The following is a 23,039-nucleotide window of genomic DNA, read 5'->3' on the forward strand; positions in this document are numbered from 1 at the left end:
AAGGGAAGGGCAGCGAACGGATGGCGAGAAGCGTTGCGGCAAAGAAAAACGGCAAACCAGCAAAACCGCCTTACGTGCTCGACGAGCAGGTCGGCTTCATCCTGCGCCAGGTGTGGCAGCGCCACAGCTCGATCTTCTCCCGCGACATCGGCACCAATTTGACGCCGACCCAATGGGCGGCGCTGTCGAAGCTCGCCGAGACCGGGCCGTGCTCGCAGAACCAGCTCGGACGTCTCACGGCGATGGACGTTGCGACCATCAAGGGCGTGATCGACCGCCTGACGGCGCGCGGCCTGACGGAAACGAGCCAGGATCCCGAGGACGGGCGGCGCTTGCTGGTCACCCTGACTCGCGCCGGTCAGCAGCTTGCCGAGAAGCTGGCGCCGAACGCGCTCGCGATCACCCGCGAGACGCTGGCGCCGCTCGACGCGAAGGAGCGCGAAACGCTGATGGCGCTGCTCAATAAGCTCCGGTGAGGAAGGTGCCGTAGGGTGGGCAAAGGCGCAACGCGCCGTGCCCACCATCTTCATCGCATTTGCAGGCGCAATGGTGGGCACGCTTCGCTTTGCCCACCCTACGATACCGAGCAAGGTGCCTCACCGTCACCCTGAGGTGGCCGCTGCGGCCCTCGAAGGGCGACGGCCCCGCTGCGTCAGCTCGGCCGTTCATCCTTCGAGGCTCGCACACGGCGCCTTCGCGCCGTGCACTCGCACCTCAGGATGACGGGTTTGGTGTTTTCGCGAGCCTACTTCGCCACCACCTCCGGTACCTTGCCCGCCGGCGGCGTGTTGCGGCTGCGCTGGGTCCGGACGATGCCGTCGATGATGGTCATGCCGATGCCGGGGAGATCGCCGAGCTGAACGCTCTCCAAAATGGTCTTGCCGGGCGAGTGTTGCGCCTTGTCCATGATGACGAAGTCGGCGGAGCGGCCGACCTCGATCAGGCCGCAATCGAGCTCGCGCATCCGCGCGGTATTGCCGGTGGCAAGGCAGAACGCGATCTCGGCCGGCAACTCGCCGAGCGAGGACAGCATCGAGACCATGCGTAAGATGCCGAGCGGCTGCACGCCGGAGCCGGCCGGCGCGTCGGTGCCGAGGATGACGCGGTGCAGATCGCCCATCTCGCGCGCGGTGCGCAGCGTGAACAGGGCCGAGCGCTCGTTGCCGTTGTGCACGAGCTCGAGGCCGCGCTTGCAGCCCTCGCAGATGCAGCGGATCTGGTCGTCGGGAAGCGCCGTGTGGCCGCCATTGATGTGGCCGACCACGTCGGTATCGGCCTCCAGCACCACGTCCTTGTCGATCAGGCCGGAGCCGGGGATCGACGGGCCGCCGGTATGGATCGTGCTCTGGATGCCGTATTTACGCGCCCAGCCGACCATCTTCCGCGCGGTCGGACCATCCTTGACGCCACCGAGCCCGACCTCGCCGAGCAGCTTGACGCCGTTGGCGGCCATCTCCTTGAAATCCTCCTCGACCATCTCGCACTCGATCACCGGCGCGCCGGCGTGAACCTTCACGCCGCCGGGGCGCAAGGTCCAGAACGCGCGCTGGGCGTATACGGCCATGGCCTTGAGACCGACGACGTCGCGGGGGCGGCCGGGCATGTGCACTTCGCCGGCCGAGATCATGGTGGTGACGCCGCCATGGAGGTAGCTGTCGATCCAATTGATCTGGTTCTGCCGCGGCGTCCAGTCGCCGGCAACGGGATGCACGTGGCTGTCGATCAGGCCCGGCGCGACCGTGGTGCCGTGGGCGTCGACGATGGTGGTCGCGCCTTCGGTATCGACGTCCTTGAAGCGGCCGATCGCGGTGATCTTGCCGTTCTCGGCAACGATGGTGTCGCCGTCCAGGATCGGCTTTTCCAGGGCGCCGGACAGGATCAGGCCGATATTCCGGATCACGAGCTTCGAGGGTCCGGTGGCCTGGGGTGCATCATGCGCCATGGAAGGGGCTCCTTATTCCTAACTGCAACGCTTCCGATCTTGGGCAGCCTTGACCGCGGGATCAAGCCGGATTATTCATTAGTGTACGAATGATCGTGTACAAACGACGCATAGCTGCCCGCCTCGGAACCGCATTGCAAGCGACAGGGAAGGTGAGATGAGCAATTTCAATCAGGAAAGCGTTTTGAGCGTCCACCACTGGACCGACACGCTGTTCTCCTTCAAGACCACCCGCAGCCCGACCTTCCGTTTCCGCAACGGCGAGTTCACCATGATCGGGCTCAAGGTCGGCGAGAAGCCGCTGCTGCGGGCCTACAGCGTCGCCAGCGCCAATTACGAGGACACGCTGGAGTTCTTCTCGATCAAGGTGCCGGATGGTCCGCTGACCTCACGGCTTCAGCACCTGAAGGAAGGCGACGAGATCATCGTCAGCCGCAAGGCCACCGGCACGCTGGTGATCGACAATCTGGAAGAGGGCCGCAACCTCTACCTCATCGGCACCGGCACGGGGCTCGCGCCGTTCCTGAGCGTGATCAAGGACCCCGAGACCTACGAGCGCTTCGAGAAGGTGGTGCTGCTGCACGGCTGCCGGCACGTCAGGGAGCTCGCCTATGGCGAGATGATCACCGAGACGCTGCCCAAGGACGAGCTGATCGGCGAGTACATCCGCAATCAACTGATCTACTACCCGACCGTGACGCGCGATCCCTTCCGCAATCGCGGCCGCATTACCGACCTCATCACGTCAGGTAAGCTGTTCACCGACATCGGCCTGCCGGCCCTGGAAGCCGCCCACGACCGCGTCATGATCTGCGGCAGTCCGGCCCTGGTCGCAGACACGCGCGTGCTGCTGGGCGAACGCGGCTTCATCGAGGGCAATCACGGCGAGCCGGCCCAGTTCGTGGTCGAAAAGGCCTTTGCCGAACGCTGAGCCATTCCCTTCCGATGAGTCGGAACGGGGGCTTGGATTTGACGCGTTTTCTTTACGCGAACCGATGTCCGCTTCGCTCGAAAACGCTATAGGCCCGTAATTCCTGCCCAATAAGGTCGCATTTTCGCCGCCGGGCGCCCGTTGCGGCGCCGATTCGGCGCACGATACTATATGGGAGCGAATCAGCGGAGTTCCCACATGGTTGCGGACAGCGACAGCAACATCGCCTGGCACCGGGTCCAGTTGAAGAAGAACCGCGCCGAGTTGAAGGCGCTCGAGACTGCGCGCTTCACGATGGGCGAGATCGCCTCTTCGAAGCGGAACGGCGACACCCAGAAGACCATCGCGGAACTCAAGCGCAAGATCGCGCAGTCCGAGCGCGTGATCGCCGATCACGACAAGCGCACGCGCCGACCGCTCGCGACCGACCTGCAAAGCCTCAGCAATGGCAGCTGGAGCCATTGGGACGCCTACACCAGCCAGCAGCAGCGCAAGACCGGGCAGCGATCTCCGGGACGCGGATAGGTCTTTCGACGTCTGCGGCCGAAGCAGGTGCACGTTCCGCCCTTGCATCGGCCGCGCTGCGCACCATCTGGTTGAGACGCCAGCAATCACTCCGGTGAACGCATGACAGCGCGCCTCGATTTCTCCAGCGAGGCCTTTTTTCGCGATCCGCCCAAGGCGATCGCGACGCTGCGCATGTCCGGCCCCGTAGTCGCGACGCGATTTCCTCTCATCGGCGAGGTCTGGATCACCACGACCCATGACGCCACCGCGCAGGTCCTGAAGGACGGCACCACCTTCACGCTGCGCAGGGAGGATGGCGACGTCGCCGGTCTGCGCTGGTGGATGCCGAGATACGTTAGGACCATCGCCAACAACATGCTGACGATGGACGAGCCGGATCACACCAGGCTGCGCAGCATCGTGGACGAGGCTTTTCGTCGGCGCGCCATCGTCGCGATGGAGCCGCGCATCCGCGCCATCGCCGACGATCTCGCCGACGAACTCTTTGCGAACGGAAGTCCGGCCGATCTCGTCCAGCGCTACGCGCGTATCCTGCCGCTCGCGGTGATCTCCGAGCTCCTGGGCCTGCCTCCGGCGGACCGTCCGCGATTCATCGCCTGGGCCAACGCGATGTCCTCGCTGACCAATGCCGTCAGCTTCTTCCGCCTGCTGTTCGCGTTCCGCAAGATGCGCGCTTACCTCGAACGGCAGTTGCAGATCGCGCGTGTCCAGGGCGGCGAAGGCCTGATCGCGGAGCTGGTCCAGGTCGAGCGCGAGGGTGGCCAGATCACGCCGGACGAAATGGTCTCGATGGTTTTTCTGCTGCTCGCGGCCGGCTCGGAGACCACCACGCATCTCATCAGCGGTTCGGCCTACGAACTGCTCAGGAATCCTGGGTTGCGCGATTGGCTCGAAGGAGACTGGAGCCGCGTCGGCCTCGCCGTCGAGGAGTTCCTGCGCTTCGTCTCGCCAGTGCAATTCTCCAAGCCGCGCTATGTGCGGCGGGATGTCGAGGTGGAAGGCGTGCGCCTGAGGAAGGGCGATCGCGTCATGGTGATGCTCGCCGCGGCGAACATGGATCCCACGGTGCACGATGATCCCGAGAAGCTCGATCTCGAACGCAAGCCTAACCGCCACCTCTCGTTCGGAACAGGAATCCATTTCTGCCTTGGCCACCAGCTCGCGCGCATCGAGGCGGCGTGCGCATTGGAAGCGCTGTTCGTGCGATGGCCGAAGCTTGGCTTGGCCGTCGATCCCGCCGAGGTCCGCTGGCGCAGGCGGCCGGGTTTGCGCGCGATTGCGAAGCTTCCCGTCTCGACCGAGGGTCGCGGAACACCCGCGGCGCGCGCGGAAGCGATGATTGATCGTTCCCTCACCGCGGCGGGCTGAGATCAGCTACTCTCTTCGGAAAATCTTGGTCGAGCGTTATCAATCAGGAACGGTGTGCCGTTGGTCCTGTTGTCATTAGGACGTCGGAGACGACGGGAGTTCCTTGGCCGCATGTCGCAGATCGACGTCTTAACGGGAGACAAGATCATGGCCAGCAAGATGCCACCTGTTCCGCCGGAAAATCAGAGCCCGAAGGGAACCGGCGATACCAAACAAGTGTCGCCCAATCAGACCCCGCACGGTCAACAGCGCGTGGAAAATCCGGACCAGCAGGGACAGCAGGGCAACATCAAGCAGAACACGACCAATCAAGGCTATCAGCAAGATCGCTGAGGAGGGCGACATTCATGTCGACATCCACCAAGACACCGAACAGCATTCGTCAGGGCGGACCTGGCGCTTCGCATGAGAATGCGAAGGCCCCGTTGGAGGTGAAGAAGCCGCCGGCGGACGATTTGCAGCGCAGCCATAGCCGGATCTCCGGCGGAGGCGGCGAGCGAGATTCTCATCACAGTCATGATGAAGCCGGAAAGGGCGGAGGCAGGTAGTTCATGAGCAGCAAGCAACCCAAATTGTACACACCGAGCGAAAAGGACATGCGTGACAATCCTCTGATCGGAGGATCGAAGGGGGCTACCATGGCGGGCGTGTCACCCGACGATCTCGAAGATGCTCTCGGCGAGAACACGATCGAAGGCGATCGCGAGAACGATGTGGGCATCGGCGGCGGCATCGACAAGGACGTCGCACATGGCGGCGCGCACCGAAGAGGTCGGTAGCTTCGGAGAACGAGCATGCAAGGCAAAAAGACCCACGAGCAGCAGGTTCGCATCCTCGAGCGCAAGCCCGATGTTCCGAACGCGCGCGAGCTCGATCAGGCGATCGGTCGCAAGTCCGGGGACGCTGTCCATCACGCGCGTCCGGACGCCAGGCACAGCGAATACGCGGTAAGTCGCGGCGGCCTCAATCAGGAGAGCGACCACAACAAGCACAACGATCCCGGCCAGAGCGGCCACAAGCCGCCGAAGCCAATGCCGGCACAACAGAAACACTGAGCGTTCAAAGGGGGCGATCACTGCAAGAGGAGAAATCGATGCCAGCTGGGCACGGCAGTAAGACGCACTTCAGATCGGGCATGCATGGCAAGGGCGACGGCACCGGTGCCATGGCCGATATTCCCAAGGACAAGATCGGCGACAACATGGTGCTGTCCAATCGCGACAAGACGCAGCATTCGGACATTCGCGGCATGGATGGCAAGTTCATCCAGACCGAGCAGTATCAGGATCACGCAGCCAACCGGCTCGACGAGGAGCCAGGGACTGACGAGACCTGATAGGGGGCGTTCCTCCCGATCAACTGGCGGACCGGTGTTCAGCCGGTCCGCTTTTTTGTCGGCGCGAGATCGCGCTCCCAGCCGAACACCGAGCGGCCGTCGAGATCGGGCGAAGCGGCGCGCTCGCCGGCGATGTAGGCTTCGACCGAGGGACCTCGTGCAGTCCGCTCCAGCCGCCGCGCCTGGTCGTCGAGGCGCTTGATCGCCTGCATCTCTTCTTCGCGCCCGAGCTTGGCGGTCTGGATCGCGCCCTTCAACACGCGGATGGTCTCGTCATAGACCTTGATCGGAACGGGGTAGGGATGCCGGTCCTTGCCGCCATGGGCGAGCGAAAAGCGCGCGGGATCTTTGAAACGATAGGGCGCGCCATGCACGACCTCGGCAACCATTGCAAGTGAGCGCACCGTGCGCGCACCGACGCCGGGCGTCAGCAACAGCTCCGGGAAATCGACCGGGCCGCGCTCGGCCGCGGCAGCGAGGGTGCCGTGCAGGCGGCGTGCGAACACATCCTTGGGGCGGACGTCGTGATGCGCGGGCATGATCAGGTGCGGCAGCATGGCTTGCGCCGGCTCGAGGCCGGTGAGCCGTTCGAACTCGGAGACAATGCGATCCGGGCCGAAGCCGCTCAACAGCTCGAGCTGCGCGGTGCGCGAGACATCGGCGCGATGGTCGGTGAGATTGACGATCTCGCCTTGCTGCGGACCGTCGATCGCACTGTGCGGCGTATCGACAAAACTCTTCAGCGCCTCGGAATGCCAGTGATAGCGGCGGGCCTGCCGCTTGTCGCCGTTCATGCCCTGCTGCACCACCGTCCATTTGCCATCGGCGGTGACGAAGAATCCATGGAGATAGAGGTCGAAGCCGTCTTGCACCGCCGCGCTGTCGACTTTCGCCACCAGGCGGCTGGCACGCGTCAGCTTCACGCCGTCGAAGCCGACGCGCTCGCCGAGCTGCAACAGCTCGTCCGGCGTCTTGCGCGAATGCTGGCCGCGGCCGCCACAGACATAGATGCCGAGCTCGTCCTGGAGCGGTCCGAGTCCACGCTTCAGCGCGCCGATCACGGAGGTCGTGATGCCCGAGGAGTGCCAGTCCATCCCCATCACGGCGCCAAATGATTGAAACCAGAACGGATGCGACAGCCGCTGAAGAAACGCATCACGGCCGTAATGATGAACGATCGCCTCAGTGACGATCGCGCCGAGGGAAGCCATGCGGCTTGCAAGCCACGGCGGAACCCGCCCGGTGTGGAGAGGAAGATCGGCGCTGCCGGTACGTCGAGTCATGAGTGCGTCAAATCTAGCGCAATTCGTCAACGGTTGCATCAGCGGAATGATGCGTTGCACTGCATGGGGGAGCCAAGCTGACCGGCAGGCGTTGAGCGGGCTACGCGAATGCAGTGATGGGGACAACAATGAGCTGGCAGGCCCTCATGGCCGACATCGACGGGATGTTCGGCTGGATACCGTCTTGGTTTGTCGGCCTCAGCCTGGTTGCAGGCGCGATCCTGCTTGCCCTGTCCCTCTATCGGTTCGCAGCCTGGCTGCTCAAGCGCGCCTTCGGAACTCGTCTGCCGCTTCTGAGCGTGTTCATCGACCGGACCGCCGGTCCGGCCCAACTCGCCCTATGCCTCGCCGCCGTCGCGCTGGTGCTGCCGCTTGCGCCACTCGACGATATGATCCGAACGCCGTTGATGCGGGTGTTCGTCGTGGCCGTCATCGCGCTGATCGGCTGGATCTCGATCCGGATCGTCGACATGAGTGCGGCGCGCTATCTCCAGAACTTTCGCGACGTCACCGAGAACTTCATCGCGCGCAAGCACGTCACGCAGGTCCGCGTGTTCAAGCGCGTCACCGACACCATCATCGTCATCATCTCGGTGTCCGCCGCGTTGATGACGTTCGATTCGGTGAAGCAATATGGCGTCAGCCTGTTCGCCTCCGCCGGTGCCGCCGGTATCATCGTCGGTCTTGCCGCGCGGCCGCTGCTGAGCAATCTGATCGCGGGCTTGCAGATCGCCATCACCCAGCCGATCCGCATCGAGGATGCCGTGATCATCGAGAACGAGTGGGGATGGGTCGAGGACATCGCCGCGACCTATGTCGTGATCCGGCTATGGGACTGGCGCCGCATGGTGGTGCCGCTGTCCTATTTCATCGAAAAGCCGTTCCAGAACTGGACCCGTGACACCGCTTCCCTGATCGGCGTCATCGCGCTCCACGTCGATTACCGTGCCGATGTAGCGCGCATCCGTGGCTGGCTGGAGGAGGCGGTGAAGCAGTCCAAGCTCTGGGATGGCGCCGTGGTCAATCTCCAGGTGGTCGACGCGGATTCGCGCACCATCGAGCTTCGCGCGCTGGTCAGCGCGCGCAATGCGCCGCAATCCTGGGACCTGCGCTGCGAGATCAGGGAAAAGCTTGTGGCGTTCATCCGCGACGAGATGCCGGAGGCACTGCCGCGCGAGCGTGCGATCTTGATTCCGTCGGGCGGCGATGACGGCGATCTTCTCCAACGCGTGGCACCACCGGAGAAGGTGAGGGCGAGCGCGCGCAATTGACTCCCGACGCGATCAGCCGGCACCAACCACGGCCGCGTCGGTTTGCCGCTCGGGGCGCGGTCGCCGCTTACGCAATTTCCGCCGCGCCCAGATCAGGAGGCCGGTCGAGAGCAGCGTGAGCAGTGCGATCGACGTCACGACGTTGAGCGGCGAGGCGATCAGCGCCGACCAGTTTCCCTCATGGATCAGGCGCGGCCAGTTGCGCGGCAGCGGTGTGACGTCGGACGACGTGACGGCATAGGCGCGCAACTCTCCGCCGTGCGTGCGAGCACGTCGACCGCGCCGCCGGCGGCGTAGGGGACCAGAATGTGGACCGGCTTGTTCGGGTAACTTTCGGCGGCCTGCGCGGCGCCGCCCGCCAGCAGCAGACCAGCACCCAGCATCAACCCGCCGAGCTTCTTGTTCAAACGCAGCATTTGCCAGCACTCCTTAAGGGCATTCGCGCGCCTGCCGGCGGTCTCCATGCCGTTCCCGGACGCCGCCCGTGGTTTTTGTTGACGAGACTTGATCTTTTGTACGATAGTACAAATCACATGGTACGCAAGCCCACCAGCAAGGAAACGGTCCGCAAGCCGAACATGCGCGAGGCGATCCTCGCCGCGGCCGAGGAGCTGTTCGCCACCAACGGCTTCAATGCCGTCTCGGTACGCGACATCGCGCAGGCTGCTGGGGCCAATCCCGGCAGCGTGACCTATCATTTCAAGACCAAGGACGGCCTGCTGCTGGAGATCTACCGGCGCCATTGCGGGCCGATGAATTTGCGCCGATCGGAGCTGCTCGCGGCCGCCAAGCGCGTGCGCGATCTCCTGGACCGGCTGGAGGCGATCGTGCGCGCTTATGTGGTGCCGGCCTTCACCTCGGGCAGCGATCTCGCCGGCGGCGGGGCGCGCTTCACGCGGTTGCGCGCCGTGATGTCGGCGGAAGGCAACGAGGTCGCGCGCAAGATCATCGCGCAGACCTTTGACGACACCAGCCACGCCTTCATCGACGCGATCCACGAGAGCCTGCCGCATATCCCGCGCACCGACATCGTCTGGCGCAGCCACTTCCTGCTCGGTGCACTCTATTATTCATTGGTGACGCCCGAGCGCGTCTCGCGCCTGTCGCGTGGCGAAGCCGATGGCAGCGATGCCGCCATTGCCATCGAGCAACTGGTGCAGGCCACCGTTGCCGCGTTCCAGGCACCCGCGCTGGATCAAGCCGCGCCGGCGCGGCGGCGGCCGGTCGTCAGCAGCAAGACTTGAAAGAAGCCGCCCGAGCGGAGGCGCCTCGCGCTTCCGCTCGCAAACGGACCATGTGATGGTGTGTTGAGGATATGAACAGGCGGGAGTGCTTGCATCTCTTGACCGGACTGGCCGGCGCAGCGCTCGCGAGCGAAGCGCGCGCGCAAGGCGGCGAGCAGAGATCGATTCCGACCATTGAACCGCCGGACCCAAGTCCGAAAACGCCGTCGTTCAAGCTGCCGGCAAAATCCTGTGACAGCCATACCCACATTTTCGGCCCGGCGTCCCGCTATCCGTTCTCCGAGAAGCGCCCCTACAACACGGCCGATGCGCCGCTGGAGGCATTCCGCAGCGTGCACGAGAAGATCGGCGTCGAACGCTGCGTCATCGTCAATGCCACCGTTCACGGCACTGACAATCGCGTCGTCACCGACGCCATCGCCCAGAGCGAGGGCGCTTATAGGGGCATCGCCAACGTCAATGACGAGATGACCGAGAAGGAGCTGGTGGCGCTCGACAAGGCCGGCATCTGCGGTTGCCGCTTCGCCTTCCTCAAGCGCCTCGGCGGCGTCGGCGACATGGGAAAATTCCAGCGCATCGTGCATCGCGTCGCCGAGTTCGGCTGGCATATCGACGTCTATTTCGAGCCGGGTACGATCGCCGAATTCGCGCCCATCCTCTCCGCGCTGCCGACGCCTTACGTGATCGATCATATGGGCACGGTGCAGGCGGGGAAGGGCCTCGACGATCCGGGCTTCACGGCCTTGCTCGATCTCCAGAGGAAGGACGAGAAGTGCTGGGTCAAGATCACCGGCCTCGAACGTGCGTCACCGGCCGGCAAGCCGTTCCACGACGCCGTGCCATTCGCCAAAGCACTGATCGACAATGCGCCCGATCGCGTGCTGTGGGGCACCGATTGGCCGCATCCCAATGTCAAGGTCATGCCGAATGACGGCGAGATCGTCGACCTGATCCCGCTCTACGCGGCCGACGCAAAGCTCCAGCAGAAGCTGCTGGTCGACAATCCCGCGCGCCTGGTCAAGTTCACCTGATGACGATGATGTACACGCCGACCATTCCGCCGCCCGACCCGAACACGCGCACGCCGAAATTCAAGCTGCCGAAGCTTTCGTGTGACGCGCATTGCCACATCTTCGGACCCGGCGCGAAATATCCGTACGCGCCTGACCGTTCCTACACGCCGCCCGATGCGCCGCTGGAGGATTTCCGCGCGCTGCATGCCAAGCTCGGGGTGGAGCGTGCCGTCATCGTGAATGCCAGCGTGCACGGCACGGACAACACGGTGGCGCTCGATGCCATCGCGCAGAACAAAGGCGTCTACCGCGCCGTCGCAAACATCGACGACACCATCACCGAGCGCGGGCTGCGGGTGCTGCATGACGGTGGCTTCCGCGGTTGCCGCTTCAATTTCGTCCGCCATCTCGGCGGCGTCCCTGATAAGGGCGTTTTCGACCGCGTCATCGCCATGGTCGCGCCGCTCGGCTGGCATATCGATCTGCATTTCGACGCGATCGACCTGCCTGACTATGCCGACATGCTGGCAAAGCTGCCGCTGAGCTACACTATCGACCACATGGGACGGGTGAAGGCCTCCGATGGGCTCGACCAGCTTCCGTTCAGGATCTTGATCGAGCTGATGCAGCGCGACGAGAAATGCTGGGTCAAGATCTGCGGCTCGGAACGTGTGTCCTCGGGCGGTCCGCCCTTCACGGACGCGGTGCCGTTCGCGCGTAAGATCGTCGAGACCGCGCCCGACCGCGTCATCTGGGGCACGGACTGGCCGCATCCGAACGTCAAGGTGATGCCGAATGACGGTGACCTCGTCGATCTGATCCCGCTGTTCGCGCCGGAGCCGGAGTTTCAGCAGAAGATCCTCGTCGACAATCCCGCGCGCCTGTTCGGGTTCGACCAATGACGGCGCTCGCGATCGACAAGCCGCGCGGCCGCGCCTGGTGGAAGGAGCTCTGGATCCAGGTGCTCATCGCCATGGCGGCCGGCATCGCGCTTGGGATCGCCAGCCCCGAGGCGGGCGCCAAGATGCAGCCGCTGGGCGATGCCTTCATCAAGGCGATCCGGATGCTGATCGCGCCGATCATCTTCTGCACCGTCGTGCATGGCATCGCGCACATGGCCGACATGGCGCGCGTCGGGCGCGTTGCGGTGAAGGCGATCGTCTATTTCGAGGTCATGACGACGATCGCGCTGATTATCGGCCTCGTCGCGGTGAACCTGCTCAAGCCCGGCGTCGGCATGAACATCGATCCCGCCGGCATCAATGCCAGCGCCATCGAGCCCTATGTCAAGCAGACCGGTGCGATCGGCTTCGTGCCGTTCCTGATGAACATCGTGCCCGCGACGTTTGTCGGCGCCTTTGCCGAGGGTAACATTCTCCAGGTGCTGTTCATCTCGGTGTTGTGCGGCTTCGCGCTGGTGCAGCTCGGCGATCGCGCGGCGCCGCTGGTCAATCTGATCGACATCGCTGCCAAGATGGCGTTCGCCGTCGTCGGCTTCGTGATGTGGGCGGCGCCGATCGGCGCATTCGGCGCCATCGCCTTTACGGTCGGCAAATTCGGCGTGGGCTCGCTGGCCTCGCTCGGCAAGCTGCTGGGTGGCTTCTATCTCACCTGCGTAGTCTTCATCATTGTCGCGCTCGGCCCCGTCGCGCGTCTCTGCGGCTTCTCGCTGCTCAAGCTGATCCGCTACATCTGGGAAGAGCTGCTGATCTGCATCGCCACGACGTCGTCCGAGACGGTGTTGCCGCGGATGCTGACCAAGCTGGAAAAGGCCGGCTGCGAGAAGAGCGTCGTGGGGCTCGTGATCCCGACCGGCTATTCCTTCAATCTCGACGGCACCTGTCTCTACCTCGCCGCGGCCTCGGTTTTCCTGGCACAGGCGACCAACACGCCGTTCGGCCTTGCCGAGCAGATCGAGCTGCTGCTGATCCTGCTCGTGACCTCCAAGGGCGCGGCGGGAATCGCGGGCGCGGCCTTCGTCGTGCTGGCGGCGACGCTGTCGGCCACCGGCACCATTCCGGTGACGAGCGTTGCGCTGGTGCTCGGAATTCATCGCCTGATGTCGCAGGGGCTGACGCCGACCAATCTGATCGGGAACGCGGTTGCGACGATCGCAATTGCCAAATGGGAAGGCGCGCTCGACGGCGAGCGTCTCCGGCGTGTGCTCGACGGCGAGGAACAAGCGGCCGCCGCGGCGTGATGAACCGGCTTCCTGCCTGAGGCAGACGGCCTATGATGCTTACGAACGAAAGGGGAGTTTGTCCCATGAAAACCGGTCTCGTGATCACCGCCCATCCCGGCGATTTCGTCTGGCGCGCCGGCGGCGCCATCGCGCTGCATGCGAAGAAAGGCTATCGCATGAAGATCGTGTGCATGTCCTTCGGCGAGCGCGGCGAGAGCCAGTTCGCCTGGAAGGAGAAGGGGGCGACGCTGGAATCGGTCAAGGCCGGTCGCAAGGACGAGGCGGAGCGGGCCGCAAAGCTGTTAGGTGCCGAGATCGAGTTCTTCGATTGCGGCGACTATCCGTTGAAACTCACCGAGGCGCATTTCGACCGCATGGTCGACATTTACCGCGAGCTCAATCCGAGCTTCGTGCTGACCCACGCACTGGAAGACCCTTATAATTTCGACCATCCAAACGCCGCGCATTTCGCGCAGGAGACCCGGGTGGTCGCGCAGGCGATGGGCCACAAGCCCGGTGCGCAGTACAAATATTCGGCGCCGCCGGTGTTCCTGTTCGAGCCGCACCAGCCGGAGCAGTGCAATTACAAGCCGGACCTGCTCCTCAAGATCGACGAGGTCTGGAAGGAGAAGTACGAGGCGTTCCAGATCCTGGCCGCGCAGAAGCATCTCTGGGGCTATTACGAGCGCGTCGCGCTCAACCGCGGCATCCAGGGCAGCCGCAACACCGGCGTGCCCATGACCTATGGCGAGGCCTATCAGCGTCTGTTTCCGACCGTTGCGGAGGAACTCGCATGAAGCCGGTCGTCGTTCGCAACATCACGCGTGGCGATCCCGCCGGAATGGCGGAGTACGGCGTCTCGACCGTGCACGAGGCCTATGGCCGCATTGGCCTGATGAAGCCATATTTGCGGCCGGTCTGGCCGGGCGCGGCGATTGCCGGCCCCGCGGTCACCGTGCTGGCGCAGCCCGGCGACAATTGGATGATCCATGTCGCGGTCGAGCAGTGCAAAAAGGACGATATCCTCGTCGTCGGCTGCACCACCGACAATACCGACGGCATGTTCGGCGAGCTGCTGGCGACCTCGCTCCAGGTGCGCGGCGTGCAGGGATTGATCATCGATGCCGGCTGCCGCGACGTCAAAGCGCTGCACGAGATGAAGTTTCCGGTGTGGTCGCGCGCGGTCTCAGCCAAGGGCACGGTCAAGGCCACGCTCGGCTCGGTCAATGTCCCCGTGGTCTGCGCCGGCGTCAATGTTGATCCCGGTGACATCATCGTGGCCGACGACGACGGCGTCGTCGTGGTGCCGAAGCGGTACGCGGCCGAAGTCGCCGAGAAGGCGAAGAAACGCAATGCCGATGAAGGCGGCAAGCGCACGCGTCTCGCCTCGGGCGAGCTCGGCCTCGACATGTACAGCATGCGCGAGGCGCTGGCGAAAGCCGGGCTCGTCTATGTCGACAATCCCGAGGACGTCTGAGGCAACGGCGGGAGCGGGCGGATGGATCGTCTCAAGCTGAAGGCCGTGCTCGGCAGTCACCCTCATGTCCGGGCGGTGAAGAGCGGCGAGCTCCGCTCTGACCTTTTCGACCTCGACTTCATCGAGTACGCGCCGACCAACACGGCATTCAAGCCGATGGTGCGCGAGCAGGCCTTCGACGTCTGCGAGATGGCAATCGTCACTTATCTGATGGCGAAGGCGCACGGCAAGCCGCTGGTGCTGCTGCCGGCCACCATGCTCGGCCGCTTCCAGCATGCCTACGCGCTCTACAATCCCGCGCGAGGAACGCTCGGCCCGTCCGACCTCGAGGGCAAGCGCGTCGGCATCCGCTCGTTTACGACCACGACCGGCGCCTGGATCAGGGGCATCCTCGCCAACGACTACGGCGTCAATCTCGACAACATCCGCTGGGTGACGTTCGAGGATCCGCACGTCGCCGAATATGTCGACACCACCGAGCGCGCCCCGAAGGACAAGAAGATCCTGCAGATGCTGCTCGACGGCGAGCTCGATTCCGTCCTCGGCGAGACCTCCAACGATCCCAAGCTGAAGCCGCTATTCCCTGATCCGGCCGCGGAGGCCGCCAAATGGTACGCCCGGCGCGGCGTCGTGCCGGTCAATCATCTCGTGGTCGTGACCGAGCGCCTCGCCAGATCACGCCCCGACGTGGTCGCAGGCGTCTATGATCTGCTCAAACGGAACAAGGAGCTGGCGGGGCCCGCGGCCTCGCCGGACCTGATTCCGTTTGGCATCGAAGCGAACAAGAAGCCGTTGGAGCTGATCGTCGACTACGCGTTCCAGCAGGCGCTGATCCCGCGCCGCTACGCGGTCGAGGAGCTCTTCGACGAAACGACACGAGGATTGAACTGATGGCAGATCCGAGGCGATGGCAGATCGGGCTGGTCGGCTATGGCGAGGTCGGCAGGATCTTGGCCGAGGATTTGCGCCAGCAGGACATCAAGGTCGCCGCCTACGACATCAAGCTCGGAGGCGAGCAGGGCGCTTCGCTGCAGGAGCATGCGGCGAAATTCGGTGTGGTGCTTGCAGCCTCTCATGCCGAGCTGACCGCGAAATCCGATTTCATCGTCTCGGCAGTCACGGCAAGCCAGGCTGTTCCGGTAGCAAAAGCCTGCGCGGCCGCGGTCAACCAGGGCACTTGGTTCCTGGATTTCAATTCGGCCTCACCGGGCGCCAAGCAGCGCGCTGCTGCGCTGATCGATGGCGCTGCCGCCCGCTATGTCGAGGGCGCGGTGATGACGTCGGTGCCGCCGTACCGCATCAAGGTGCCGCTGCTGCTCGGCGGTCCCGACGCGAAAGAGCTCGCGCCGCTTCTGAATGCGATCGGCTTTGCGGTGAAGGTTGCCAGCGACAATCTCGGTGTGTCCTCGGCCGTGAAGATGTGCCGCAGCATCATGATCAAGGGCCTGGAGGCCATGGTCATCGAAAGTTTCACCACGGCGCGTGCCTATGGCGTGGAGGATGCCGTGCTGGCGTCGCTCGCGGAAACCTTTCCCGGCATCAATTGGGAGAAGCAGGGTGCCTATTTCTTTCAGCGCGTGATCGAGCACGGCCGCCGTCGCGCCGAAGAGGTGCGTGAGGTCGCCGAGACCGTACGCGAGGCGGGGCTGACGCCTTGGTCCGCGCAGGGCACGGCCGAGCGGCAGGCCTGGGTGGCCGATCTCGCCGATGAAGGGCTGTTCGGCGCCAGGGGCACCAAGGAATTCGCCCGCAGCGCCGATTGGCGCACCGAGGCGGACCGGATCCTCGCGAAGATCAATCGCGCAAAATAATTAGCCTACGACCGCATCGCCGGCCTGGAAGCTCACGACTTGGTCGCGGGCGCGTTCGATCAGGTCGATGAGATTTCGTGCTTTGCGGGCGAGCTGTTCCGTGGCCGGTTGCGTGCGGAATTCGGCCAGCACCGCGCGAACGCATTTGTTGGCAGCGTCGAGCGTCCAGAGCGTACGGGTGACGTCGTCCTGTGTCTGGATTCCCGAGATATCGAGATCCGACAGAACAAGGCCGATGCCGTCGAGCCGCTTCACCGCGCGATCGGTGGGCGTTCTGGCCTGGATGGAATGATAGTCGATGCTGCTGAATGCGCTGAACATATCCATACTTTCCCGATCGCACGCAAATGATCAGTGCAAAGTCCTAGTTATGGTCAGCGCGGTGCGCCTTGCAACGCGTGGGGCTACGGTCCGGGATTCTACTGGACTCGCTGGATCGGTGGTATGATTGAACGGAAGCGGTCAATCTCCAGGCCCGCAGCCCGACAATCTTACCGCTGGACGCGGCGAGCCGGCCTTGCCGGTGAATGGTGCGACCCTGCGGCGTCGCGACGTCAGCTCCGGGGGCGGAACAGATTCGGCCGCTGCCGCTCAAATGTCTGTCGGCCAGCCTTGAAGCCCATCAGGACGTCAGGCAGCTCCGCGATGGCGAAGCGGCTGTCTCGCGTATCGAGCACGACGAGATCGGCGGGGTTGCCGACCTTGATGCCGTAATCGGCAAGGTTCATCAGCCGTGCCGGCAGCTCGGTCACGAGATCGAGGCAGGTGTCGAAATCGCTCACCGAGGCGTGCGCGACATTGGCGTAGAAGTTCGCCATCCGCAGCAGCGAAGCGTCGCCGAACGGCGTGAAGGGATTGAGCACGTTGTTGGTGGCGACCGAGCACAACACGCCGTTGCCTGCGAGCTTGTGGGCGAGCGTCAGTCCGCGCGGCGCATTGTGGGTGGCCTCGCGCCCCATCAGATAGAGATCGGTCGCGGGCAGCACGGTGACGGCAACGCCTGACGTCGCCAGCTGCGCGGTGGCAGCCTTCATCCGCTCGGGCGGCAACGCCGAGAGCTTGGTGGCGTGACCGATCGCCACGCGTCCCCCATAGTTGCGCCGCTCGGTCTGGCGGCAGACCTCATCGAGGTGCCACCAGGAGGGATCGAGATCGAAGTCGAGATGGAGGTCGACGTCGATATCGAATTCCTGCGCGAGATCGAAGATGCGTTCGAGATGGGCGATCGGGTCGGTGTCCGTATAGGGACAGCCGCCGATCACCTCGCCGCCGTCGCGCAGCGCCTGGATCAGCAACTCCTCGGCTCCGGGGTCGTTGGTCAGGCCTTCCTGCGGGAAGACGCAGAGCGACAGGTCGATCGCCCAGGCATAGTCGCGCTTCAGCGCCTTGACAGCCGCGAAGCCGCGCAAGGCGATGCGCGGATCGATCTCGACATGGGTGCGCATGCGCGTCGTGCCGTGCACGATCGCACGTTCGAGCACCCAGGCACCGCGGGAATAGATGTCCTCGACCGTGAATTCGCGCTTCATCCCGGCAACGGCGCGGATGGCGTCCGAAACGCTGCCGTGGTCATGCCCGCAGCGGCCGAGCAGGCAGGCCTTGTCGAGATGGATGTGAGTATCGACGAAGCCGGGCAAAGCCAGGTGGCCGCCGAGATCAACCTCGACCGCGTCGCAGACGAGCCGCGGTTCGATCGCGGCGATGCGGCCATCCTTCACGCCGATATCGACGGGTGCGGCGGATGATCGCAACAACGCGCGGCGAAGGATCAGGTCGAAGGCAGTCTGCGTGCTCATGGCAGCGACTTTTGCGGCGGGAGAATGCCGCAGTCAATCGCGACGCAGGCCTCGGAGGGCCCAGAGCAGCAGGGCAGATGTTCAAAATATATGCATGCATTCCGAGAGGTCGGCGATAGTATCCGCCAAAGTAAGGAGAACGCGCCATGTCCGTAGCCGCCGAAGCCGAGACCGGATCGTTGTCGGACGCCGAGATCGTGAAGGCCTATCTCACGGCATCGATGATTCCTGATCCCGATGCCGCGGCAGCCTATGTCGCGCCGGGCACGATCATCACGTTCACGGGTGGCCGCGAGTTCGACCATCCCCGGGGGCCTACCGCCTTCAACGCCAAACGCTACCGCTGGGTCAAGAAGAAGATGGACCGCTTCGACGTCTGTCCGGGTCATGGCGAGACCATCGTGTACAGCGTCGGAACGCTGTATGGCGAATGGAAGGACGGGACTGTCTTCGAAGGCAACCGCTACGTCGACCGCTTCGTGGTGCGGAACGGCAAGATCACGAAGATGGATGTCTGGAACGACAGCGCCGAGCGTATCCTGGTCCAGCGCGGCATCGACGCGTAAGCCCTTCTCGGGGCCGAGAGGCGAAGCTCGCTTTCTGCGGAGACGAACTGCCGCTCATCATATCGAAAGCCGCGATAGCTGCTAGTCGCAAGCCCGTCTGGCGGCTGGCGCGTGCCTGCGCTATCAACGCTCGTGATTGCGCCCGGCATGGAGGCGCGAGCGCCTTGAGGAGCACCCGATGCGTCTACCCACAATTATCCTAGCCCTGACATGTCTTGCGGGCGCAGCGTCAGCCGAAGACCTGTCGGGCACGCTCCAGAAGATCAAGGAGACGAAGAAGATCACGCTGGGCTATCAGGAGGCCTCGGTCCCCTTCAGCTATCTCGACGGCAACCAGAAGCCGGTCGGCTTTGCCATGGATATCTGTCTCAAGATCGTCGACGCCGTGAAGAAGCAGCTCGGCATGCCCGACATCGCCATCGAAACGCTCGCGGTGACGTCGTCGAACCGGATTCCGCTGATGGTCAACGGCACGCTCGATCTGCATTGCTCGGCGACCACCAACAATGCCGATCGTCAGAAGCAGGTCGCCTTCACCAACACGCACTTCCTCAGCGCGACGCGATTCGCCGCGAAGAAGGCCGCCAAGATCAACACCATCGACGATCTCAAGGGCAAGGCCGTCACGGCGGTGGCCGGCTCGGTCAACCTGACGCAGCTCGCCAAGGTCAACACCGAACGCAATCTCGGCATCAATGTGATGCCGGCCAAGGATCAGGCCGAGGCCTTCCTGTTGCTCGAGACCGACCGCGCCCAGGCCTATGCGCTCGACGATGTCCAGCTCGCGGTCGCGATCGCGCGATCGAAGGAGCCGCAGCTCTACATGATCAGCGAGGAAGCGTTCTCGAAGCCGGAGCCCTACGGGATCATGCTGCGGCGGGAGGATGCGCCGTTCAAGGCACTCGCCGATCGCGCGACCGCGGAGCTCTATGCAAGCGCCGAGATCGAGGCGCTCTACAAGAAATGGCTGCAATCGCCGACCCCGCCCAACGGCCTCAACTACAACGTCCCGATGTCGCCGGCCTTGCGCAACGCCTTCAAGAAGCCGAGCTCGAGCGCCGATCCTGATGTCTATGTGGTGAACTGAGGCGAGGGCGGCTTTTCACCTCTCCCGTAAGGAGAGGTGAAGACAGTGCGCCGGGCTGAGGATCAGCGCGCCGCTCGCCAGCGAGCGCTGATATTCGCGACGTTCGGCGACGATAGAGGTATTGGACTAACGCAGCGAGCAGATGGATCACGCTTGGCTTGGGGAAAAACCGGCAACAAGCGTTTCAATGCCAAATCGTAGGGCTAATCCTGACTGGCGTATGTGAGTCGGGGAAGCTGTATGGGCGTTTGGTTTTTAGTCCTAGCAACCTGCGTCGTTGGCACGTTGCTCCTTTTGGCATTCTGCCGATAGGGCCGACAGCGGATGCACTTGTTGCTGCGAAGCATCAGCGAGCCGCTGAATAGCGGTTCCAGGCCGATGGCTTTTGACTGTGCATGGATGAGCGCGTTCACTTCCGGGATTGGAGGCGGACGTGAGTTGGTTGTTTGCGTTTCTCATTGCCGCGAGCGCAGTCGTTCTGATCGCTCATGCGATAGACGCGATGCGTTCCTGATACTCGCTGCGGTTCGGGTCGCTAGCTATTGCAAACGACGACAATGTTCCGAGGCGGGCGAATTTCAATTTGAGGAACTTGACCTGTAGGTCAAGGTTGTCACAGCAGGAGGAATACGATCATGCTTGCATTCTATCTGCCGATCATAATCTTCGGAGCGATACTCGACGGAATTTCGAAGCCGCGTGCGTCTGCATCGATCCAGGAGCCGCCAAGCGTCGATTAGACTGCGATCCTCAATGCGTATTCTCCAGCACCATGAGCCAACGCCTCCTTAGGCATTCGAGTATTTCTTCAGCTCGAATCGCGCAATCTGGTTCCTGTGCACCTCGTCCGGCCCGTCCGCGAGCCGCAGCAACCGTGCGGTGGCGTAGGCTTGCGTCAGCCCGAAATCGTTCGAGGTGCCGCCGCCGCCATGGGCCTGAATGGCCCAGTCGATGATCTGGCAGGCCATGTTCGGCACGGCGACCTTGATCATCGCGATCTCGGCCTTCGCCACCTTGTTGCCGACCGTGTCCATCGCGTAAGCCGCGTTCAACGTCAGCAGCCGGGCCTGCTCGATCATGATGCGGGCTTCCGCGATGCGCTCCTGCGTCACGGTCTGCTCCGAGACCGGCTTGCCGAAGGCGACGCGACTGCGCACGCGGCGGCACATCTTTTCCAGCGTGCGTTCGGATAGCCCAATCAAGCGCATGCAGTGGTGGATGCGGCCGGGGCCGAGACGGCCCTGCGCGATCTCGAAGCCGCGGCCTTCGCCGAGCAGCATGTTTTCCTTCGGAACCCGCACATTGGTGAAGACCACCTCGGAGGCGCGGTCGGGCACGCCGTAGAAGCCGAACACGGGGAGGGGACGCTTCACCTCGATGCCCGGCGTGTCCATCGGCACCAGGATCATGGATTGCTGCTTGTGCCGGTCCGGATTGTCAGGATCGGTCTTGCCCATGAAGATGCAGATCTTGCAGCGCGGGTCGGTCGCGTTGGTCGTGTACCATTTGCGTCCGTTGATGACGTAATAGTCGCCGTCGCGCACGATCGAGCTTTCGATGTTGGTCGCATCGGATGATGCGACCGCCGGCTCGGTCATGGCGAAGCAGGAGCGGATTTCGCCCGCGAGTAGCGGCTTCAGCCAGCGCTCCTTGTCCTTCTCGGTGCCGTAGCGTTCCAGCACCTCCATGTTGCCGGTGTCGGGCGCCGAACAGTTGAATACTTCGGGCGCCAGATGCGAGCGGCCCATCACTTCGCAGAGCGGGGCATATTCGAGATTGGTGAGACCCGCACCGCGGTTCGACTCCGGCAGGAACAGATTCCAGAGCCCCTCGGCCCGTGCCAGCGGCTTCAGCTCCTCGACGACGGGATAGACCTTCCACGGTCCGAGCTCTTCGGCCTCGCGATAGAAGCGGTCCTCGTTCGGATAGATGTGCCGGTCCATGAAGCTCTCGAGCTTGCGCTTGAGCTCGACGACTTTTGGCGACATCGGGTAGAGCATCTTTCATCTCCTTGATCGGTGGACGTCGGCTGGATCAGCCGATTTCGAGATAATCGGGCCCCGGAAGCTTCGGGAAGGGCGCGGTCGGTAGCGTCTGGTACCAGAACGCGACCGAGGCAATGTCGTCCTGCAACGGCAGGTATTTTGCCTCCTTGACGCCGGGCAGCCAGCCCAGCGCCTGGATGGTCACGCGCAGATCGGAGCGGAAGCGCACGGGATCGGGAATGTGCCAGCGATATAGGCCGAAGCGCTCTTGCGACTTGTAGACGCCGTCGGGGCGGATCACCTGCGGCAGGCCGGCATAGGGCGTGGTGAACTCCTGGTAGCGCGATTGCTGCGCCGGGCCCTGGCCGGAATGGGCGACATAGGGATCGAAATTGTAGGCGCCGCAAAAATAGTCCTCGGTGCCGGTTCCGCAGATGGTCGGGAATGCGCCGTCGCCGTCGATGTAGAACTTGATCTCGCCTTCGCCCCACCAGCCATTGTTGTTGACGCCCCAGGCCATGTAGGTACCGACGTAATGGCCGGCGCCGCTGACGCCATCGAGAATGGTGTAGACCTCCTTGTAGGGCAGCGGATTGGTGCGGCGGAATTGCGCATGGAAATAGGCGCAATCTTCGGGCACGTCGGTCAGGGTGTAGTTGATCTGGTAGTAGACCGTGAGCTGCTCCTCGCTGCGGTTCTCCAGCGTGAAGCGCGCGCGCTTGCGGAACGGCATCTCCCAATAACAATTGAAGGCGCGGCCGGGATTGACGCAGACCGCGAGCGAGGACACCTGCGCATATTCTTCCCAACCGCAGGCGAAGAAATCGCCGGCCGGGCATTCGACGCTCGGCTGCGTTTGGTCATCCCAATAGACGCGCAGGATCGAATGGCGCAGGCGCCCGCGCGCCAGCGTCATCCAGATCTGCCGGATCGCGCCCTGGCCCTCGATGTCGGCCAGCGTGAAGGTCGCGCCGGGCTCGATGACGACATAGGGCGAGACCTTCCAACCCTGTCCGAGATCGCGGGCCTGACGGGCCGCGGGGCCGTCGACGGACATGCCGCCCTTGCCCTTCTCGCCGGTAAAGTTCTCGGGGCTGATCGAGCGCGTCTGCGCATGCGACAGAAGCGAGAGATTGCCGAGATGCAGGCCCAATCCGGAAAACGCCATGGGATCCTCGATGAGGGGTTAGCGACATCCCGCTATATCGCCCGCGCATTG

General features: G+C 63.7%; 26 protein-coding genes and 2 pseudogenes. 20 read left to right on the forward strand and 8 right to left on the reverse strand.

Annotated elements, in window-relative coordinates:
• Window positions 1-20: 20 nt before the first annotated feature.
• Entirely contained in the window at window positions 21-476 is a 456-nt protein-coding gene (locus LRP30_RS16570; RefSeq protein ID WP_249761050.1) for a MarR family transcriptional regulator, read from the forward strand.
• A gap of 269 nt (window positions 477-745) precedes the next feature.
• Here the strand turns inward: LRP30_RS16570 and LRP30_RS16575 are convergent, their stop codons facing one another.
• Window positions 746-1,942 carry an amidohydrolase family protein gene (locus LRP30_RS16575; RefSeq protein WP_091888636.1) on the reverse strand — a complete coding sequence of 399 codons (1,197 nt, stop codon included), beginning with the start codon at window positions 1,940-1,942 and terminating at the stop codon, window positions 746-748.
• 157 nt (window positions 1,943-2,099) lie between these two features.
• On the opposite strand from LRP30_RS16575, the gene LRP30_RS16580 reads away from it, so the two are divergent.
• The 8 genes from LRP30_RS16580 to LRP30_RS16615 all read left to right on the forward strand — a co-directional run bounded on the left by LRP30_RS16580 (window position 2,100) and on the right by LRP30_RS16615 (window position 6,105).
• The gene (locus LRP30_RS16580; RefSeq protein WP_128946496.1) at window positions 2,100-2,873 is read left to right on the forward strand and encodes a ferredoxin--NADP reductase; all 774 of its coding nucleotides are present in this window, start codon (window positions 2,100-2,102) and stop codon (window positions 2,871-2,873) included.
• Window positions 2,874-3,071: 198 nt separating this feature from the next.
• Entirely contained in the window at window positions 3,072-3,398 is a 327-nt protein-coding gene (locus tag LRP30_RS16585; RefSeq protein WP_091888632.1) for a hypothetical protein, read from the forward strand.
• Between the two features lie 102 nt (window positions 3,399-3,500).
• On the forward strand, window positions 3,501-4,769 hold the full coding sequence (locus LRP30_RS16590; RefSeq protein WP_249761051.1) for a cytochrome P450: 1,269 nt from the start codon (window positions 3,501-3,503) through the stop codon (window positions 4,767-4,769).
• 147 nt (window positions 4,770-4,916) lie between these two features.
• Window positions 4,917-5,102 (forward strand): hypothetical protein, encoded by a 186-nt coding sequence (locus LRP30_RS16595; protein WP_249761771.1) that lies wholly within the window; start codon window positions 4,917-4,919, stop codon window positions 5,100-5,102.
• Window positions 5,103-5,116: 14 nt separating this feature from the next.
• Window positions 5,117-5,317: a hypothetical protein gene (locus tag LRP30_RS16600; protein ID WP_091888628.1), complete on the forward strand. Its 201-nt coding sequence runs from the start codon at window positions 5,117-5,119 to the stop codon at window positions 5,315-5,317.
• A 48-nt stretch (window positions 5,318-5,365) separates the two neighbouring features.
• Window positions 5,366-5,548, forward strand: a complete 183-nt coding sequence (locus LRP30_RS16605) for a hypothetical protein (RefSeq protein ID WP_245471220.1) — start codon at window positions 5,366-5,368, stop codon at window positions 5,546-5,548.
• A 15-nt stretch (window positions 5,549-5,563) separates the two neighbouring features.
• The gene (locus LRP30_RS16610; RefSeq protein WP_249761052.1) at window positions 5,564-5,824 is read left to right on the forward strand and encodes a hypothetical protein; all 261 of its coding nucleotides are present in this window, start codon (window positions 5,564-5,566) and stop codon (window positions 5,822-5,824) included.
• A 38-nt stretch (window positions 5,825-5,862) separates the two neighbouring features.
• Window positions 5,863-6,105 (forward strand): hypothetical protein, encoded by a 243-nt coding sequence (locus LRP30_RS16615; protein ID WP_128934443.1) that lies wholly within the window; start codon window positions 5,863-5,865, stop codon window positions 6,103-6,105.
• A gap of 38 nt (window positions 6,106-6,143) precedes the next feature.
• On the opposite strand, the gene LRP30_RS16620 is transcribed toward LRP30_RS16615, so the two are convergent.
• A complete protein-coding gene (locus LRP30_RS16620; protein ID WP_249761053.1) occupies window positions 6,144-7,388 on the reverse strand; it encodes a DUF763 domain-containing protein in 1,245 nt (414 codons plus the stop codon).
• Between the two features lie 128 nt (window positions 7,389-7,516).
• Between LRP30_RS16620 and LRP30_RS16625 the strand changes: the two genes are divergently transcribed.
• Entirely contained in the window at window positions 7,517-8,659 is a 1,143-nt protein-coding gene (locus LRP30_RS16625) for a mechanosensitive ion channel family protein (RefSeq protein ID WP_249761054.1), read from the forward strand.
• A 12-nt stretch (window positions 8,660-8,671) separates the two neighbouring features.
• On the opposite strand, the pseudogene LRP30_RS16630 reads toward LRP30_RS16625, so the two are convergent.
• Window positions 8,672-8,929: pseudogene (locus tag LRP30_RS16630) on the reverse strand (PepSY domain-containing protein); the annotation flags it as partial.
• Window positions 8,917-9,075 (reverse strand): annotated as a pseudogene (locus tag LRP30_RS16635) (tripartite tricarboxylate transporter substrate binding protein); the annotation flags it as partial. The pseudogenes LRP30_RS16635 and LRP30_RS16630, both read right to left, overlap by 13 nt.
• Window positions 9,076-9,192: 117 nt before the next feature.
• Between LRP30_RS16635 and LRP30_RS16640 the strand changes: the two are divergent.
• The 8 genes from LRP30_RS16640 (at window position 9,193) to LRP30_RS16675 (ending at window position 16,386) form a co-directional block, all read left to right on the forward strand.
• Complete coding sequence (locus LRP30_RS16640) at window positions 9,193-9,903, forward strand: TetR family transcriptional regulator (protein ID WP_249761055.1); 711 nt, start codon at window positions 9,193-9,195, stop codon at window positions 9,901-9,903.
• 71 nt (window positions 9,904-9,974) lie between these two features.
• Window positions 9,975-10,934, forward strand: coding sequence for an amidohydrolase family protein (locus LRP30_RS16645; RefSeq protein WP_249761056.1), 960 nt, complete (start codon window positions 9,975-9,977; stop codon window positions 10,932-10,934).
• Window positions 10,934-11,818 (forward strand): amidohydrolase family protein, encoded by an 885-nt coding sequence (locus tag LRP30_RS16650; protein WP_249761057.1) that lies wholly within the window; start codon window positions 10,934-10,936, stop codon window positions 11,816-11,818. The genes LRP30_RS16645 and LRP30_RS16650 overlap by 1 nt, the downstream gene beginning before the upstream one ends.
• On the forward strand, window positions 11,815-13,116 hold the full coding sequence (dctA, locus tag LRP30_RS16655; protein WP_249761058.1) for a C4-dicarboxylate transporter DctA: 1,302 nt from the start codon (window positions 11,815-11,817) through the stop codon (window positions 13,114-13,116). The genes LRP30_RS16650 and dctA overlap by 4 nt, the downstream gene beginning before the upstream one ends.
• A gap of 65 nt (window positions 13,117-13,181) precedes the next feature.
• On the forward strand, window positions 13,182-13,895 hold the full coding sequence (locus LRP30_RS16660; protein ID WP_027517331.1) for a PIG-L deacetylase family protein: 714 nt from the start codon (window positions 13,182-13,184) through the stop codon (window positions 13,893-13,895).
• Window positions 13,892-14,575: a 4-carboxy-4-hydroxy-2-oxoadipate aldolase/oxaloacetate decarboxylase gene (locus LRP30_RS16665; RefSeq protein WP_249761059.1), complete on the forward strand. Its 684-nt coding sequence runs from the start codon at window positions 13,892-13,894 to the stop codon at window positions 14,573-14,575. The genes LRP30_RS16660 and LRP30_RS16665 overlap by 4 nt, the downstream gene beginning before the upstream one ends.
• Window positions 14,576-14,596: 21 nt before the next feature.
• Entirely contained in the window at window positions 14,597-15,466 is an 870-nt protein-coding gene (locus tag LRP30_RS16670; RefSeq protein ID WP_249761060.1) for a hypothetical protein, read from the forward strand.
• On the forward strand, window positions 15,463-16,386 hold the full coding sequence (locus LRP30_RS16675; RefSeq protein WP_249761772.1) for a DUF1932 domain-containing protein: 924 nt from the start codon (window positions 15,463-15,465) through the stop codon (window positions 16,384-16,386). Before LRP30_RS16670 ends, LRP30_RS16675 begins: the two co-directional genes overlap by 4 nt.
• On the opposite strand, the gene LRP30_RS16680 is transcribed toward LRP30_RS16675, so the two are convergent.
• Together LRP30_RS16680 and LRP30_RS16685 are read right to left on the reverse strand one after the other, a co-directional pair.
• On the reverse strand, window positions 16,387-16,707 hold the full coding sequence (locus LRP30_RS16680) for a hypothetical protein (RefSeq protein ID WP_164934459.1): 321 nt from the start codon (window positions 16,705-16,707) through the stop codon (window positions 16,387-16,389). It lies immediately after the preceding gene.
• 233 nt (window positions 16,708-16,940) lie between these two features.
• Window positions 16,941-18,182, reverse strand: a complete 1,242-nt coding sequence (locus LRP30_RS16685) for an amidohydrolase family protein (RefSeq protein WP_249761061.1) — start codon at window positions 18,180-18,182, stop codon at window positions 16,941-16,943.
• Between the two features lie 146 nt (window positions 18,183-18,328).
• On the opposite strand from LRP30_RS16685, the gene LRP30_RS16690 reads away from it, so the two are divergent.
• Complete coding sequence (locus LRP30_RS16690; protein ID WP_249761062.1) at window positions 18,329-18,748, forward strand: nuclear transport factor 2 family protein; 420 nt, start codon at window positions 18,329-18,331, stop codon at window positions 18,746-18,748.
• A 178-nt stretch (window positions 18,749-18,926) separates the two neighbouring features.
• Complete coding sequence (locus LRP30_RS16695; protein ID WP_249761063.1) at window positions 18,927-19,835, forward strand: amino acid ABC transporter substrate-binding protein; 909 nt, start codon at window positions 18,927-18,929, stop codon at window positions 19,833-19,835.
• Window positions 19,836-20,623: 788 nt separating this feature from the next.
• On the opposite strand, the gene LRP30_RS16700 is transcribed toward LRP30_RS16695, so the two are convergent.
• On the reverse strand, window positions 20,624-21,835 hold the full coding sequence (locus tag LRP30_RS16700; protein WP_249761064.1) for an acyl-CoA dehydrogenase family protein: 1,212 nt from the start codon (window positions 21,833-21,835) through the stop codon (window positions 20,624-20,626).
• A 34-nt stretch (window positions 21,836-21,869) separates the two neighbouring features.
• Window positions 21,870-22,988 (reverse strand): glycoside hydrolase family 172 protein, encoded by a 1,119-nt coding sequence (locus tag LRP30_RS16705; protein ID WP_249761065.1) that lies wholly within the window; start codon window positions 22,986-22,988, stop codon window positions 21,870-21,872.
• Window positions 22,989-23,039 lie beyond the last annotated feature (51 nt).

The sequence above is a fragment of the Bradyrhizobium sp. C-145 genome (assembly GCF_023375135.1).
Classification (GTDB): domain Bacteria; phylum Pseudomonadota; class Alphaproteobacteria; order Rhizobiales; family Xanthobacteraceae; genus Bradyrhizobium; species Bradyrhizobium zhanjiangense.

Bases quoted from the DNA above. Each gene is read 5' to 3' on its own strand.
- LRP30_RS16650 (WP_249761057.1), top strand. From the start codon at position 10,934: ATGACGATGATGTACACGCCGACCATTCCGCCGCCCGACCCGAACACG.
- LRP30_RS16680 (WP_164934459.1), bottom strand. From the start codon at position 16,707: ATGTTCAGCGCATTCAGCAGCATCGACTATCATTCCATCCAGGCCAGA.
- LRP30_RS16640 (WP_249761055.1), top strand. From the start codon at position 9,193: ATGGTACGCAAGCCCACCAGCAAGGAAACGGTCCGCAAGCCGAACATG.
- LRP30_RS16700 (WP_249761064.1), bottom strand. From the start codon at position 21,835: ATGCTCTACCCGATGTCGCCAAAAGTCGTCGAGCTCAAGCGCAAGCTC.
- LRP30_RS16575 (WP_091888636.1), bottom strand. From the start codon at position 1,942: ATGGCGCATGATGCACCCCAGGCCACCGGACCCTCGAAGCTCGTGATC.
- LRP30_RS16625 (WP_249761054.1), top strand. From the start codon at position 7,517: ATGAGCTGGCAGGCCCTCATGGCCGACATCGACGGGATGTTCGGCTGG.
- LRP30_RS16595 (WP_249761771.1), top strand. From the start codon at position 4,917: ATGGCCAGCAAGATGCCACCTGTTCCGCCGGAAAATCAGAGCCCGAAG.
- LRP30_RS16705 (WP_249761065.1), bottom strand. From the start codon at position 22,988: ATGGCGTTTTCCGGATTGGGCCTGCATCTCGGCAATCTCTCGCTTCTG.
- dctA (WP_249761058.1), top strand. From the start codon at position 11,815: ATGACGGCGCTCGCGATCGACAAGCCGCGCGGCCGCGCCTGGTGGAAG.
- LRP30_RS16590 (WP_249761051.1), top strand. From the start codon at position 3,501: ATGACAGCGCGCCTCGATTTCTCCAGCGAGGCCTTTTTTCGCGATCCG.
- LRP30_RS16695 (WP_249761063.1), top strand. From the start codon at position 18,927: ATGCGTCTACCCACAATTATCCTAGCCCTGACATGTCTTGCGGGCGCA.
- LRP30_RS16605 (WP_245471220.1), top strand. From the start codon at position 5,366: ATGCGTGACAATCCTCTGATCGGAGGATCGAAGGGGGCTACCATGGCG.
- LRP30_RS16580 (WP_128946496.1), top strand. From the start codon at position 2,100: ATGAGCAATTTCAATCAGGAAAGCGTTTTGAGCGTCCACCACTGGACC.
- LRP30_RS16570 (WP_249761050.1), top strand. From the start codon at position 21: ATGGCGAGAAGCGTTGCGGCAAAGAAAAACGGCAAACCAGCAAAACCG.
- LRP30_RS16600 (WP_091888628.1), top strand. From the start codon at position 5,117: ATGTCGACATCCACCAAGACACCGAACAGCATTCGTCAGGGCGGACCT.
- LRP30_RS16585 (WP_091888632.1), top strand. From the start codon at position 3,072: ATGGTTGCGGACAGCGACAGCAACATCGCCTGGCACCGGGTCCAGTTG.
- LRP30_RS16615 (WP_128934443.1), top strand. From the start codon at position 5,863: ATGCCAGCTGGGCACGGCAGTAAGACGCACTTCAGATCGGGCATGCAT.
- LRP30_RS16645 (WP_249761056.1), top strand. From the start codon at position 9,975: ATGAACAGGCGGGAGTGCTTGCATCTCTTGACCGGACTGGCCGGCGCA.
- LRP30_RS16670 (WP_249761060.1), top strand. From the start codon at position 14,597: ATGGATCGTCTCAAGCTGAAGGCCGTGCTCGGCAGTCACCCTCATGTC.
- LRP30_RS16665 (WP_249761059.1), top strand. From the start codon at position 13,892: ATGAAGCCGGTCGTCGTTCGCAACATCACGCGTGGCGATCCCGCCGGA.
- LRP30_RS16660 (WP_027517331.1), top strand. From the start codon at position 13,182: ATGAAAACCGGTCTCGTGATCACCGCCCATCCCGGCGATTTCGTCTGG.
- LRP30_RS16610 (WP_249761052.1), top strand. From the start codon at position 5,564: ATGCAAGGCAAAAAGACCCACGAGCAGCAGGTTCGCATCCTCGAGCGC.
- LRP30_RS16690 (WP_249761062.1), top strand. From the start codon at position 18,329: ATGTCCGTAGCCGCCGAAGCCGAGACCGGATCGTTGTCGGACGCCGAG.
- LRP30_RS16685 (WP_249761061.1), bottom strand. From the start codon at position 18,182: ATGAGCACGCAGACTGCCTTCGACCTGATCCTTCGCCGCGCGTTGTTG.
- LRP30_RS16620 (WP_249761053.1), bottom strand. From the start codon at position 7,388: ATGACTCGACGTACCGGCAGCGCCGATCTTCCTCTCCACACCGGGCGG.